This window comes from uncultured Victivallis sp., from assembly GCA_944389935.1.
GTDB lineage: Bacteria > Verrucomicrobiota > Lentisphaeria > Victivallales > Victivallaceae > Victivallis.
In genome coordinates this window covers 55180-69746 of sequence record CALXOE010000015.1, presented here as the reverse complement: position 1 = coordinate 69746, position 14567 = coordinate 55180, and the positions used below count along the sequence as shown (strand labels likewise).

13 protein-coding genes are annotated in these 14567 nt (G+C 58.0%); 8 read left to right on the top strand and 5 right to left on the bottom strand.

All coding sequences use genetic code 11. The features are described 5' to 3' along the window. Both Q0J85_RS06665 and Q0J85_RS06660 read left to right on the top strand, forming a co-directional pair. Positions 1-235, top strand: a 235-nt coding sequence (locus Q0J85_RS06665) for a hypothetical protein (protein WP_294479452.1), incomplete at its 5' end; no start/stop codon positions are given. Further along, positions 229-1980 (top strand): AarF/ABC1/UbiB kinase family protein, encoded by a 1752-nt coding sequence (locus tag Q0J85_RS06660; protein ID WP_294479449.1) that lies wholly within the window; start codon positions 229-231, stop codon positions 1978-1980. The genes Q0J85_RS06665 and Q0J85_RS06660, both read left to right, overlap by 7 nt. 33 nt (positions 1981-2013) lie before the next feature. Here the strand turns inward: Q0J85_RS06660 and Q0J85_RS06655 are convergent, their stop codons facing one another. Next, positions 2014-2373: a hypothetical protein gene (locus Q0J85_RS06655; protein WP_294479447.1), complete on the bottom strand. Its 360-nt coding sequence runs from the start codon at positions 2371-2373 to the stop codon at positions 2014-2016. Between the two features lie 248 nt (positions 2374-2621). Here Q0J85_RS06655 and adhE point away from each other — a divergent pair, with 248 nt between their 5' ends. The 6 genes from adhE to Q0J85_RS06625 all read left to right on the top strand — a co-directional run bounded on the left by adhE (position 2622) and on the right by Q0J85_RS06625 (position 10344). Then, entirely contained in the window at positions 2622-5276 is a 2655-nt protein-coding gene (gene adhE, locus Q0J85_RS06650; protein WP_367274615.1) for a bifunctional acetaldehyde-CoA/alcohol dehydrogenase, read from the top strand. A 161-nt stretch (positions 5277-5437) separates the two neighbouring features. After that, on the top strand, positions 5438-5695 hold the full coding sequence (locus Q0J85_RS06645; protein ID WP_294479444.1) for a (2Fe-2S) ferredoxin domain-containing protein: 258 nt from the start codon (positions 5438-5440) through the stop codon (positions 5693-5695). A gap of 63 nt (positions 5696-5758) precedes the next feature. After that, positions 5759-7474, top strand: coding sequence for a [Fe-Fe] hydrogenase large subunit C-terminal domain-containing protein (locus tag Q0J85_RS06640; protein WP_294479442.1), 1716 nt, complete (start codon positions 5759-5761; stop codon positions 7472-7474). A gap of 8 nt (positions 7475-7482) precedes the next feature. Next, positions 7483-8670, top strand: coding sequence for a SpoIIE family protein phosphatase (locus Q0J85_RS06635; RefSeq protein WP_294479441.1), 1188 nt, complete (start codon positions 7483-7485; stop codon positions 8668-8670). A 13-nt stretch (positions 8671-8683) separates the two neighbouring features. Then, positions 8684-8956, top strand: a complete 273-nt coding sequence (locus tag Q0J85_RS06630) for a (2Fe-2S) ferredoxin domain-containing protein (protein WP_294479439.1) — start codon at positions 8684-8686, stop codon at positions 8954-8956. Then, positions 8953-10344, top strand: a complete 1392-nt coding sequence (locus Q0J85_RS06625) for a monomeric [FeFe] hydrogenase (protein WP_294479437.1) — start codon at positions 8953-8955, stop codon at positions 10342-10344. The genes Q0J85_RS06630 and Q0J85_RS06625 overlap by 4 nt, the downstream gene beginning before the upstream one ends. A gap of 51 nt (positions 10345-10395) precedes the next feature. On the opposite strand, the gene Q0J85_RS06620 is transcribed toward Q0J85_RS06625, so the two are convergent. The 4 genes from Q0J85_RS06620 to argC form a co-directional block, all read right to left on the bottom strand. After that, positions 10396-10857: a MarR family transcriptional regulator gene (locus Q0J85_RS06620; RefSeq protein ID WP_294479435.1), complete on the bottom strand. Its 462-nt coding sequence runs from the start codon at positions 10855-10857 to the stop codon at positions 10396-10398. Between the two features lie 6 nt (positions 10858-10863). Continuing rightward, positions 10864-12279 (bottom strand): MATE family efflux transporter, encoded by a 1416-nt coding sequence (locus tag Q0J85_RS06615; protein WP_294479433.1) that lies wholly within the window; start codon positions 12277-12279, stop codon positions 10864-10866. Positions 12280-12553: 274 nt separating this feature from the next. Continuing rightward, positions 12554-13429, bottom strand: coding sequence for a sugar phosphate isomerase/epimerase (locus Q0J85_RS06610; RefSeq protein ID WP_294479431.1), 876 nt, complete (start codon positions 13427-13429; stop codon positions 12554-12556). A gap of 60 nt (positions 13430-13489) precedes the next feature. Beyond that, on the bottom strand, positions 13490-14515 hold the full coding sequence (argC, locus tag Q0J85_RS06605) for an N-acetyl-gamma-glutamyl-phosphate reductase (RefSeq protein ID WP_294479429.1): 1026 nt from the start codon (positions 14513-14515) through the stop codon (positions 13490-13492). Positions 14516-14567: the final 52 nt, after the last annotated feature.

Sequence of the window (14567 nt, the reverse complement as noted above, 5' to 3'; positions counted from 1 at the left end):
CTGCGTCGTGGGCGGAGGCTGTTCCGTTCGTTTGGTCGTTGCCGGGCCGGAGGAGGCGGATTACACGGTCGGAGACCGTTACAGCTATCCGAACGGGACGGGCGGTGAGATCGTTCCCGGCCGGGAACGCGCCCGGCAATTTCATATGAACTGGCGTTTTGCTCCGCATCGGAAGCTTGCGGTGCGGGCCGAATTCCATATCTTCGCCGAGGAGGAGGGCAGGGGAGGATGTTGAAACTGATTATGCCGAGCGGATTGAGTCGGGATTACCGGACGGTCCGGCGTTTTCTCCGGATCATGGAGCTGATGGGGAGTTACGGTTTCCGAGATCTGGCCGAGAACATCTATCCGAATTACAGTTTTCGCTGGATGCGTCAGAAACGCACGGAGGGAGAGCCGCGCCGTTCCCGGCCGGAGAAGCTGCGGATGCTGTTCGAGGAGCTCGGGCCCACGTTTGTGAAACTCGGGCAGATTCTCTCTACCCGCACCGATCTGATTCCCAAATCATACACCGACGAACTGGGAAAATTGACCGAACATGTTCCGCCGTTTCCGCTGGATCAGGTTGAAACGATCATTCAGCAGGAGTTCGGCAGGCCGGTTTCCGAACTGTTCCGGGCGTTTTCGGCCGAGCCGCTGGCGGCGGCGAGCATTGGGCAGGTACACGCGGCCACGCTGCCGGACGGCATGGAGGTCGTGGTCAAGGTGCGTCGCCCCGGAATTGTCGAAACCATCAATACCGATCTGGAGATCATGCGGTTCATCGCGCAGAAGATGGAGGAGTATTCCGAAGCGTTTGCGCGTATGGAGCCGACCCGGATCGTGTCGGAATTCGCCTATTCACTGCGGCGCGAACTCAACTATCGGGCGGAAGCCGCGAATCTCCTGCTGTTCCGCAAAAACATGGCCGGAACGCCGCACATGAAAGTGCCGGCCCTCATCGACGAACTCTCTGCCGAACAGGTTCTTACGATGGAGCGAATTTACGGCGATTCGGTCGCGGCGATTCTGGCCGATCCCGAAAAACAGGCGCGATACGACCTGAAGTTCCTCGCGGAAGTCGGGGTGAATTCGCTGCTCAGCCAGATCTTCGAATATGGATTCTTCCATGCCGATCCGCATCCGGGGAATATTTTTATACAGCCCGGCAACATTCTGGTGTTCATTGACTTCGGCATGATGAGCCGAGTCAGCCTGGCGGAGCGGAACGATTTTGTAAAGGTCGTCGATTATCTGCTGCACGACGAGATCTCCCTGATGATCGACTGCGCGCTGCGCATGACGATTTCCGGAAAGTTCGCGGGCAGTCGCGATGAACTCGAGCGGGATGCCGCCGACCTCGTCGATGAAAATATCAATCTGCCGCTGGAAAAAATCAGCGTCGCCCGCATTCTCGAGCGGCTGCTCGCGCTCTTCGACAAGTACCACATGGCGCTCAAGCCGAATCTCTACATGTTGTTCAAGGCGCTGATCACGATTGAACGCATCGGGCGGAGTTTCGACCCGCAACTCAAGATTGTCGAAATGGTTGAGCCGTTTATCCGGAAAATGAAGCTGCGCGGCTTCGATCCGCGCGGGCATCTGCGCCGTTTTCTCGACAATTTCGGTGAGAATCTCACGGCTCTGGAGCGGCTGCCGCTCTCGCTGCGCGATGTCATGGCGAAATTCGAGGAGGGACGGCTCACGCTGCGGGTCGAACACCATCGACTCAACGATATCGAGGAGACGCTCTACGTTACGGGCGAGCGGGTTTCGCGTTCTCTGCTGGTTTCGGCGCTGCTGGTCGGTTCGGCGCTGCTGGTCGTCGCAAAGATCCCGCCGTACTGGGGCGAAAACACGTCGCTCATCGGGATGTTCGGATTTCTGATCGCGGGCGGATTGAGTCTCATCATTCTCATCGCGGATCACCGCCAGCGGCGCAACTTCCTCAAAGAGCGCGCGCGCCGCAAGCGCGAGGAGTCGCAGAAACTCCACAAGTAACTCCTCCCGCGCGCCCGGAGAGGTTGCGGAGGCTCAGGCCAGCCGCAGGCCGCAGACCGCTTCGACGGTTTCCATAAACCGGACCGAGGGGAGGGGACCGAAGTCGTCTTTCTCTTCGTGCGTCCCGTCGATGCGGAAGTACATATCATCCTCCCCCTCGAACATTTCAACCCGTTTCAAGCCGTGGTCGGTGAGAACGTAAACCCCCTCGTCCGGAAAGTTCTGCACGAGGTCGTCCTTGTTGATGATATCCATCACCGCCTCGTGTTCCGAGCGGAAATAGAGCTGAACCCGCTCCATCACACCGTTTTTGTATTCGGCCGCCGTAATCAGAACCGCGTCTTTTTCCAGCAGTTCCCGCGCTTTCGCAGTCAGCTCTTTCGTCCCCGGCATTTTCCGATCCTCCTTCGTTTGTGTTCGTGTTTTTCATAGTATAGCCACCGGTTTTCCGAAAAGCAACAACTTTTTGCCGGAAATCTGAAAAAAACCACTTGCAATTTCCTAAAGTAGGTTTATATTAGGTTTAGATAAAAAAATATCGATGTTTAAATATCGATATTGCGTTATCCAAAAAGGCGGAAACCACACACTTGAGATAGATGCAGGAGGGCTGGATCATGGCTGAGAAGAAACAAGTTCCGATGACCGAGGAGCAGAAATTGAAGGAAGAGCGCGACCGCGAGATGCTCAATGAGCTGATCGGGCGGGTGAAAGCCGCGCAGGTGAAGTATGCGGAGTATACGCAGGAGCAGGTCGACAAGATCTTTGCGGCAGCGGCTCTCGCGGCGAACAACGCGCGAATTCCGCTTGCGCAGATGGCTGTGGCAGAGTCCGGAATGGGCGTGGTGGAAGACAAGGTGATCAAGAACCACTTCGCGTCCGAGTACATCTACAACAAATACCGTGATATGAAGACCTGCGGCATCATCGAGGAGAATGAAGCCTACGGCATCGCGAAAGTCGCCGAGCCGGTCGGCGTGATTGCGGGCATTGTTCCGACCACGAACCCGACTTCGACGGCGATCTTCAAGTCTCTGCTGGCGCTTAAGACGCGGAACGGCATCATCTTCAGTCCCCATCCGCGGGCGAAGAAGAGCACGATCGAAGCGGCGCGCATCGTGCTGGAAGCGGCCGTGAAAGCGGGAGCTCCGGAAGGGATCATCGGCTGGATTGAGGAACCCTCCGTGCAGCTTTCCAATCACCTGATGTGCCATCCGGACATCAGCCTGATTCTTGCGACGGGCGGCCCGGGCATGGTGAAAGCGGCCTATTCGAGCGGCACCCCGGCGGTCGGCGTCGGCCCCGGCAACACCCCGGTGGTGATGGGCGAGACCTGCGACATCAAGATGGCGGTCAGCTCGGTTCTGCAGAGCAAGACCTTCGACAACGGCATGATCTGTGCCTCCGAACAGTCTGTGACGGCGGTGGCTGCGATCTACGACGCGGTCAAGAAAGAGTTCGCCTATCGCGGCGCTCACATTCTCACGAAGGCCGAGGCGAAGAAAGTCGGCGATCTCATTCAGATCGACGGCAAACTCAATCCGAAGATCGTCGGACAGAGCGCCTATAAGATTGCGGAGATGGCCGGCGTGACCGTGCCGTCCAATACGAAAGTTCTGATCGCCGAGACCGATGGCGTCGGCCCGGATTATCCGTTCAGCCGGGAGAAGCTCTCCCCGGTTCTCGCCCTCTACAAGGCGAAAGACTTTGAAGCGGCCGTCGAGAACGCGAAGAAGCTGCTTGAGTACGGCGGTCTCGGTCATACGAGTGTGCTTTACACGAACTCGCAGAACTTCGAGCGCGCGAAGTATTACGGTCACGTCATGATGTCCTCGCGGACGCTCGTGAACATGCCGTCGAGTCAGGGTGCGATCGGCGATATCTACAACTTCGCGCTGAATCCGTCGCTCACGCTCGGCTGCGGCAGCTGGGGCGGCAACTCGGTCAGTGAGAACGTCACGCCGATGCAGCTTTTGAACATCAAGTCGATTGCGAAACGGAGAGAGAATATGCTGTGGGTCCGGATTCCGGAAAAAGTTTACTTCAAATACGGTTGCCTGCCGGTGGCGATCGGTGACCTCGCTGGTCATAAGCGGGCGTTCATTGTGACGGACAAGTTCCTTTACTCGACCGGTATTCTGAACGATCTCCTGCGGTCGCTCGAGAAGATGGGGATTGCGACGGAAGTGTTTGCGGATGTCGAACCCGATCCGACCATCCAGCTCGCCCGCAAGGGACTTGAGCGGATCAACTCGTTCCAGCCTGATGCGATCATTGCGGTCGGCGGTGGCAGTCCGATCGATGCGGCGAAAATCATGTGGCTCATGTACGAGCAGCCGGAGATCAGCTTCGAGGATGTGGCGATGCGTTTCATGGATATCCGCAAACGGATCGTGAAACTGCCGGAACTCGGGAAGAAAGCGACGATGGTCGCGATTCCGACCACCTCCGGAACGGGCTCGGAAGTGACGCCGTTCGCGGTCATCACCGATGCCGAGACCGGCAACAAGTACCCGCTCGCGGATTACGCGCTGACCCCGAAGATGGCGATCATCGATACGCAGCTCGTGATGAAGATGCCGAAGCGGCTGACCGCCTACAGCGGCATCGATGCCCTGACTCATGCACTCGAGGCGCGTGTCTCGGTCATGGCCAGCGACTACACGAATTCGCTGGCGAACGAGGCAGCCAAGCTCGTCTTTGAGTACCTGCCGCGCTGCTACAGCAACGGCGCGATGGATGAGGAGGCACGTGAGCATATGCACAACGCCTCGACCATGGCGGGCATGGCGTTTGCGAACGCTTTCCTCGGCGTGTGCCACTCGATGGCGCACAAACTCGGCGGCATGTACCACATTCCGCACGGCCTTGCGAACGCGATGCTGATTTGCGAAGTGATCCGCTACAACGCGACGGATGTGCCGACCAAGCAGGGGACTTTCCCGCAGTACAAGTACCCGAACGCGAAAGCGGCTTATGCCAATATCGCGACCTACTGCGGACTCGGCGGTCGTACCGACGATGAGAAAGTCGAAAAGCTCATCGAGGCGATCGAGAAACTCAAGGCCGAACTTGAGATTCCGAAGAGCATCAAGGAGTACGGCATCGACGAGGCGACTTTCCTCGCGCGGCTTGACGAACTTGCGCTCAAGGCGTTCGACGACCAGTGCACCGGCGCGAATCCGCGCTATCCGCTGGTTTCCGAGATCAAGGAGATGCTCCTGAAAGTCTACTACGGCGAGGAGTACGCCGGCCATCGGACTGCACTGCCCGGCAATAAACCGATGGCGATGTAATCGTCGCTCTGGATCGGATGCGGAGACGGAACGGTTTCCGCATCCGTTTTTTTTCGTTTCGGGCGGAAATATCTCACTATTTTTCGGCCGGGGTCTTGAAAATCTCCGCTCATGCCAGTACATTGCATAGACTGCATGGGAATTCAATTCAAGGCGGGAATATGGCTAAACCGAAAATCGTGATCTGTCTGGGGAGCTCGTGCTTCGCTCGCGGTAATGAGGAGAACATCAAAGTCGTGGAGGATTATCTGACACGCAACTCCTATCAGGATGAGGTCGATGTGGAACTCTCAGGAACTCTCTGCCAGGGGAAATGTGCCGATGGTCCGAATGTCATCATCAATGGAGAGTTTTACAGCAAAGTCGATCCGGGCGTGATGCTCGACCTGTTGAAAAAACTGCTGCCGCCGCGCAACTGAACCCCTTTGAACGATTGCGAATGCCCGCGCGATCTGTCTGAATCTTAACGGAGAACTACGACCATGAATCTGCATTTCCCGGTTTACACAACGGAAAATATCTGCCACGACTGTTACAAATGTATCCGCCACTGCCCGTGCAAGGCCATCCGGATCGTCGACGGCCGTGCCGGTGTGATCCAGGAGCTCTGCGTCGCCTGCGGCATGTGCGTGAAGGTCTGTCCTGCTCACGCGAAAAAGATCCGGCCCGACCTTGCGCGCGCCCGTTATCTGCTCGGCAGCGGGAAAAAGGTTTACGCTTCTCTCGCACCGTCGTTCGTGAGTTACTTCAAGCAGTACGAGCCGGGAGCTCTGGCTGCGGCGATCAGGCGCCTTGGTTTTGCGGGCGTCAGCGAGACGGCGCTCGGAGCGCAGGCGGTCAGCGCCGAAACCGGGGAGTTTCTCGCGCAGGCGGGGCCGGGAATCTACCTCTCGAGCGCCTGTCCGGCGGTGGTGGATTATGTGAAAAAATATGCCCCCGCCTATGTTCCGAAGATCACGTCGGTGCTTTCGCCGCTGCTCTCGCACGCGAAACTGCTGCGGAAAGAGTTCGGTGATGATATCGGGGTGGTTTTCTTCGGGCCGTGCGCGGCGAAGAAGAACGAGGCGGACCGGCACGAGGATCTGCTCGATCTGGCGCTTACGTTCAGCGATCTGGCCGAATGGCTTGCGTCCGAGAACATCGATCCCGGCAAGATCAACCGCGGCGACTACGTCGAAATGGTTCCGGAACGGGCGCGGGAGGGGAAGATTTACGCCGTCGAGGGCGGCATGAACGATACGCTGCGCGATCCGAAAGGCGGGAACATCCGCTTTCACGCGGTTTCCGGGCTGCAGAATCTGGCACGGCTGCTGAAAGAGGCGCCGACGCCGGAGGAGATGGGTGACTGCCGGCTCTTCATCGAGTGCCTCGCCTGTTCCGGCGGCTGTGTGAACGGTCCGGTCATGCCGCAGGAGAATGCCGGGACGCTTTCGTCGATCTTCCAGGTCGCGCGCGGTTACGACGGGTCGAACAGCCTGTCGCGCAAGGTTGAAGTGCCGATCGACGAACGGATCGTCGCCGAACCGCAGGGGGATCCGGAGGTGACCGAGGAGGACATCAAGAACGCGCTCGCCTCGGTCGGGAAATTCACCCCCGCGGACGAGCTCAACTGCGGCGGCTGCGGCTACTTCAGCTGCCGGGATTTCGCAAAAGCGCTGCTGGCGAACAAGGCGGAGGTCGGCATGTGTGTTTCGCATCTGCGACAGCTTGCGCAGAAGAAGAGCAATGCGCTTATCCGCTACATTCCGGCGGGGGTGGTGATCGTCGATCGCCACATGAAGATCGTCGAGTGCAACCGCCGCTTTGCAGAGCTGTTCGACGAGGACACGGTGCTGGCTTATGATTCATGCGGCGGATTGACCGGGGCGGAGCTCGGGGCGTTCGCGGATTTCAGTGATCTGGTGGCGGCAGCGCTGATCTCCGGCGGAGAGGTCGAGCGGCACAATCAGGTTTGTGGAGACAAAATATTGAATATCAGTGTGTTCTGTATTGCACAGAACCAGAGCGTCGGTGCGATCATCCAGGATGTTACGAGCCTTGAACTCCATCGCGAACAGGTTTCGGAAAAGGCGCGCAAGGTGATCCAGAAGAATATCATCACGTGCCAGAAGATCGCCCGCGATCTCGGCGAACACATGGCGGAAACCGAGATTCTGCTGCGTGAAGTCGCCGGAAGTTACACCGAAATCAAGAAGTGAGCCCGAAAATGCCGAACGATGTATTTGTCGAAATGGAGTGCAGCCAGCTCATCCACGACGGAGAAGATGTCTGCGGCGACGATTTTCTGTTCGAGCGTCTCGAGGCGGAGAACCGTCATCTTGCGGTGCTCTCCGACGGGCTCGGCAGCGGGATCAAGGCGAATCTGCTTGCGTCGATGACGACGACGATGGCGATGAAGTTCATCCGTTCGGACATGGATGTGCTGCAGTCGGCGGAGATCATCATGGACACGCTGCCGGTGTGCGAGATCCGCAAGATCAGCTATGCGACTTTCACGGTGTTCGATCTGCAGATCGGCGGGAAGTCGCGGATTATCGAGATGGACAATCCGCCGTTCATTCACCTCCGCAACAACAAGGATCTGCAGGTGAAGCGTCAGAGCATGGTTTCTGAACGGTGGCCGGACCGCCGGGTGCAACTTGCGGAACTTTATGCGATCACGGGCGACCGGCTCATCGCGTTTTCGGACGGGGTGACGCAGGCGGGGCTCGGCCAGCCGGGATATAAGTTCGGCTGGCGGCGCGAGGGGTGTCTTGAATTCATTCAGCAGAAAGTGGCGGAGTGCCCGGATATTTCCGCACGTGACCTCTCACAGGCGGTGGTTGCCGCGGCCCGGCTGCGGAATCGGGACTGCCGCTGCATCGATGACATCAGCTGCATGGTCATCTATCTGCGCCAGCCGCGGCGGCTGCGGCTGCTGACCGGGCCGCCGTTCCGGCCGGAATCGGATGCGGCCTATGCGGAACTCGTGCGCAATTTCGACGGGAAATGTGTGCTCTGCGGCGGGACGACCGCGAACATCGTTTCACGCGAACTCAAACGCCCGGTTGAAGTCGATATGAAACTCATGATGAAAGCCGGTTCGCTGCCGCCGCCGGCGAAACTTGAGGGAGTTGATCTCGTAACCGAGGGGATTCTGACGCTGACCGATGTGGCGCAGCGGCTGGAGTCCGGCTCCGGCTTGTCCGGGGATGTTCCGCTGGCGGCGCGGCTCATGATCGAACTCTTCCGCCAGAGCGATGAGATCGAGTTTGTGGTCGGGACGAAAGTCAATGAGGCTCACCAGGATCCGAGTCTGCCCGTCGATCTTGAAATTCGGCGCAACATCGTCCGTCGGCTCAAGACGGTGCTGGAAACGAAATATCGCAAGCGCGTACTGATGCGGTTTTTTTAGAAAGGAAAAGAAGATGGCCAATAAAATCAAAGTGGAAATCTGTCTCGGAACGACCTGTTATGTACTCGGTTCGTTCCGGCTGTCGGCGCTCGAGGAGCAGCTCCCGCCCGAGCTCAAGGATCGGGTTGAAGTGGTCGGCTGTGCCTGCCTCGACGTCTGCCACGACCGGAATTACGGCAATGCGCCGTTCGTCCGGATCAACGATGACCGCATCGTCGACAATGCGACGATCGAGAAAGTGATCGACATTCTGCGCGACGACTATCTGCCCGGAGGTAATGAATGAACAATGCGGAGCGGACGCGCCGCCAGCTGATGATCCGTTTCATTCAGGAATTTTTCAGCGGCGACCTGAAAGAGAATATCGATCGAATTCCGGTGGAGATGCGGCCGAGGACGGAGGAACCGGTCCGCTGCTGTGTCTATAAGGACCGGGCGATGCTGAAATATCGGCTGATGGCGCTGATGGGGTTCGGCATGGAGGAGGAGACGGACGAATCGCGGCGGCTGGCGGAGTATCTGACTGACGCGCAGGCCGGGAACAATCACACGGAACCGGTGTTGTCGGTCTGTTCGGTCGGCTGTCACGGCTGCGTGGACAGCCATGTGCAGGTGTCGAACAGCTGCGTCGGGTGTTTTGCGCGTCCCTGCGTCGGGGCGTGCCCGAAGCAGGCGATTGCGGTTGTGAACCAGCGTTCGACGATCGACCGGACGAAGTGCATCAACTGCGGGAAGTGCATGGCGGTCTGCCCGTATCATGCGATCATCCGCAATCCGCTGCCGTGCGAGGATGCGTGTCCGGTCGGGGCGATCGGCAAGGGGGAGGACGGCCGCGTGCGGATCGATTTCGACCGCTGCATTTACTGCGGGAAATGTTTCCGCGCCTGCCCGTTCAGCGCGATCATGGAGCGGTCGCAGCTTGTGGGAATTCTGCAGGCGATGCAGGAGGGAAAAGAGGTCATTGCGATGGTTGCACCGTCGATCACGGACCAGTTCCCGGGAACGATTGAACAGCTCTTTGCGGCGCTCAAGCTCGCCGGATTTTCGGACATCATGGAGGTGGCGCTCGGTGCGGAGATGACCACGGCTCATGAGGCAGAGGAGTTCTTTGAGCGGATGGCGCGCGGAGACATTCTCATGACCAGCAGCTGCTGTCCGGCCTGGGTCGAGGCGGCGAAACGACATATTCCGGATATCGTTCCGTTTGTCTCTTCCACGCCGAGTCCGATGGCTTATGCGGGGCAGATCACGGCGAAAGCGCATCCGAATGCGGTGAAAGTGTTCATCGGTCCGTGCATCGCGAAACGGCGCGAGGCGCAGAAAGATCCGAACGTCGATTTCGTCATGACGTTTGAGGAACTCGGCGCGCTGCTGGCCGCGAAAGAGATCGACGTGATCTCGCTGGAGGCGCAGCCGTTGGAGCATCCCGCCGCGAGTTATGCGCGGAACTTCGCAAAGAGCTGCGGTGTCTCGCAGGCGATTCTGCAGGAGATCGGCGAGGAGAAACCGGACGATACGCGCCCGAAGATCGATGAAAAGTTCATCAACGGTCTCGACCGCAAGTCCGTGAATCTGCTGAAGCTCTACGCCAAGGGAAAACTTCCCGGCAACTTCGTGGAAGTCATGGCCTGTACGGGCGGTTGCGTGGGCGGGCCCTGTTCGCTCGCACGCTGATGGAGAAAAAGCGGGGCGGCGTACCGGAGAAAGTGGTGCGCCGCCCCTTTTTTACGAGCGTTCCGTTTCGTCGAGAAATGAGTGCTCGAAACCACGTTGAAGACGTTCGTACATTTCAAGGAGCTGCTCTTGTTCGGCGGGAGAAAGCACTTCCATGGCAGCTCGTTCTTTTTCAAAAATGGTGTTGACGACTTCCTCGCCGAAGCTGCGTCCCCGGGGAGTCAGAGTGACCAGCTTGCGGCGCCGGTCCGCGGGATGCGGCAGACGCTCGAGATGCCCTTCGCGTTCGAGGGAATCCAGCACGAAAGTCATGGTTTGCCGCGGGATGCTCAAATGATCCGCAGTCGCGGCGGGTTCCAGACCTTCCGGGTGGTGATACAACTCCTCCAGGAGCAGGTAGGCGTTGTAGGAGAGATTCCAGCGATGCAGGATTTTAAAGTAGACCCGGTCAAATTTTCCCCACAGATCGAACAGTCGCTGCATGCGTGCCGCAATATCGTTGTCGTTTTTCATTTCCCCTCATAGGTTGATCTCTCCTCTTACTATACCACGGGCAGACGGCAAAAGCAAAGTGCGATCGGCTCGGAATGGCGGGGGATTTTGAATTTTCTGCAATCGCTCCCGGTTCCGGCTCTGCAACCAGAACAGCAGCGTCAAAAGCGCCATCCCCAATTTGGAGACCGGCATGGCGGCCCAGATGCCGTCTGTCCCGAACAGATGCGGCAGCAGCAGCAGAGAAATCGGCAACAGCGCGAAACAATCCAGGTACACCAGCAGAGAGGCCGTTCCCGGCCGGCCGATTGCCTGAAAATAGGATTCCGACACTTTCTGCAACCCGAGAAACGGATAGACCGCCGCGCTGATCAGCAATCCGCGTTCGGCGAAACGCAGCGTTTCTGTTCCGGCGTTGAAAAGCGGGGGAATGATGCCGCTTCCTCCGGCGGACAGCAGAGTCCCCGCGATTCCGATCAGAATCGCGGTGACCAGTCCGAGACGTGCGATGGAGTTGCGCCGTTCTTTTTCTCCGGCTCCCTGCAGGTAGCTGACCAGAGGTTGAATGCCTGTGCCGATGCCCTGTTGCAGCATGAGAATCGTCGATTCGACATAGCTGATGATCGCATAAGCCGCGACTGCGGCGACGCCGCCGTAAAGAAGTGTCTGCCGATTATGCAGAAAGATGACTGCCGCAACGGAAATCTGAACGCCGAACGACGGGATTCCCGCCGTAACAATACGACACATGAGTTTTGATTGAAGCCGGAACATGGTTCGGTTGATTCTGAAGTGCGAGCGACCCGAAATAAAATAACAGACCGCAAGCAGAAAACAGATCATCTGAGCCAGAATCGTCGCCCAGGCCGACCCCGCCACTCCCCCGTGAAATACCAGAACGAACAGATAGTCGAGGACGATGTTGGCTGCGAGTCCCGCAACCATGATTCCCATGGCCAGACGCGGCGCTCCGTCATTCCGCATGGCGGCTGTCAGACAGACGGTCGCCATCATGAAGAATCCTCCTCCTGCTGTGATCTGCACATAAGTGCGAGCGGCCGGGAGCAGTTCCGGCGCAGCTCCCGCCGCAATCAGTATCGGATCAAGCCACGGAAGCAGCAGGATGAGCGACAATTCCGCCGGAATCAGCAGAAGCAGCATATTTCCGAATATTCTGTCCGCGGCGCGATGATTGCCGCGACCGCGGGCCAGGGCAATGGTCACCGCTCCTCCCGTGCCGATCATTTCGCCGCAGGCGACGATCAGCAGAGACAGCGGGAATGCTACGTTTATTGCGGCCAGACCGGTATCCCCGGCCCCCCAGCCGACGAAAAATCCGTCGACCAACGTGTACACTCCGGCGGTCAGCATGCTGATTGTCGACGCAATCGCATAGCGGAAAAACAATTTCCCGTTTCTGGTTTTCGAGTCGTTTCTGAACATTTTAGACCTCCGCAGGTTTTCCGGTACTTCCCTGTGAAGTACCATATAGTATAATCCGAGTTGGTATTATATGAAACTATACATCTTTTTTTCAAAAAGTCAAGTCCGTGGAATTTGACCGGAAACATCGTTAGTTCAGCCCGGCTCGGAGTTGAGAGACGGAGATGAAAGAGGTGAGGGGGGATCCGGCGAATAAAGCGGAATCGAAGAGCGGAAAAGAGAAAGCGCCGGACGCGAAGACCGCATCCGGCGCTTGAGTTTCCGTTGGAAAAAGTCACATCATGGCGGAGAGCCGATCGAAAGTGCGGCAGAGCGTTGCGATCGGAATCTGGTTGCCGATGGAGTCAACTTCGTTCTGGAGGCATCGCAGTTTCGGGGCGCGGGCGAGTGTCGACATGACGTGCTGCCAGTCGATGTTGCCGTTGCCCGGGAGGTTGTGATTATCGTACTGCCCGAAATTGTCGTGCAGATGGCAGGTCACGATGCCGGGCAGGAGTTTTTCGAGAATCCGGTCATCCCACGGAATCTCGTCCGTCCAGCCGTTCCATCCGTCCCGCGCGGCTGATTCAGGAAAGTTCATCCCTTTTGCCATGAGATTCGCGTGTCCGGCATCGTAACAGATTCCGAGGAACGGTGAGCGGAAATGGTCGAGGATCGCAAGCAGTTTTTCCGGCGTGTTGGTCGGAAACCAGATGTTCTCGATCGCGATGACGACTCCGCACGTTTCCGCCGTCGGCAGCAGCGCCTCGAGCGACTGCAGAATGCAGTTGTGATAATCGTCGAGCGAATATTCCCGGAACGGCACGTTGCCGACGTGGATCGTACAGCTCTCTGCTCCGAAGTCGCGCACGATTTTGAGCACGAGTTTCAGACGGTCGATCATCATGGGGCGTTCGTCCGCAAGCGGATTGTCGAGATCCTCATGGATGCCGAACGGCGCATGTGCGCCGCAGAACGTCAGTCCGGCTTCCCGGGCTTCTTTCCGGAGTGTTTCAGCGAACTCAAATCGCTGCATGACTCTGCGCAGCAGGCAGTCGGCCAGAACCAGATGGTCGGCTCCATTCACCGAGAATTCCTGCATCAACAGCGGACGCAGACGGTCGGAGCACTCCTGCCAACTGAAAAAATGAGAAACCGGTATTGATTTCACGATCATCCTCCCGGGATAACAAAATCAGGGCGGATGTCATCATCCGCCCCCGTTCGATCTTCAGATCAGTCCCTCGGCCTCGTCGAGTCCGAACCGGATGTTCATGCATTGAACCGCCTGACCGGACGCCCCCTTGGTCAGATTGTCGATGCAGCTTGTGACGATCACCTTGTTCGTGTGCGGATCGAGATTGTAGCCGATCTCGCAGGTGTTGGTCATAAAGACATATTTCGTGTCGCTCGTGCGCTTCGGCGGCAGGATCCGGACGAACTGTTCGCTGCCGTAGGCCTGATGGTAGACTTCGCCGATCTTCTCAAGCGTGGTGCCCGGCATGGCATCCATGACGATGGTCGAGTTGATGCCGCGATTCATCGGCGCGAGATGCGGGATGAAGTTGATCGCCATCTCGGGCAGCCCGGCCGCAAAGGCCATCTCCTGCTCGATCTCGGGCAGATGGCGATGACCGACGACGCCGTAGGCTTTCAAACTCTCGTTGCACTCCGGGAAGATGTAGGGCAGATCGACCTTGCGGCCCGCACCGGTCACGCCGGAGCAGCTTGCGACGACGATCCCTTTCGGGCTCACGAGTTTCGCCGCGAGCAGCGGGGCGGTCGGCAGGATCGAACTGGTGGGGTAACAGCCCGCACAGGCGACGAGGTCGGCGGTTTTAAGCTGTTCGCGATAGCGTTCCGGCAGTCCATAGACCGCTTTTTTCAGCAGTTCCGGAGCGGGATGATCGACCTTGTAGTACTCCTTGTACTTTTCCGGACTCTTGAGCCGGAAGTCGGCGGAGATGTCGAACACCTTGATCCCGGCATTCAGCAGCGGAATCGCATATTCGGTCGCGAGCCCGTGCGGCAGCGCGAGAATTGCGGCGTCACATTTTTTCGCGATCTCTTCGACGTTCGGTTCGCAGAACACCAGATCCGAACCCGTGAAACGCGGAAACACGGTCGAAACCGGTTCTCCGGCGCTTTTACGCGAAGTGATCGCCGTCACCTCCGCATTTCTGTGCCGCAGAAGAATCCGCAGCAGTTCCTCTCCCGCATAGCCGGAGGCTCCGAAAACAGCAACTCTGACTTTCATTTTCTGTATCCTTGCTCTCTTGAAAAAAAGGCCGCTTTCCCGGCGGCCGGTT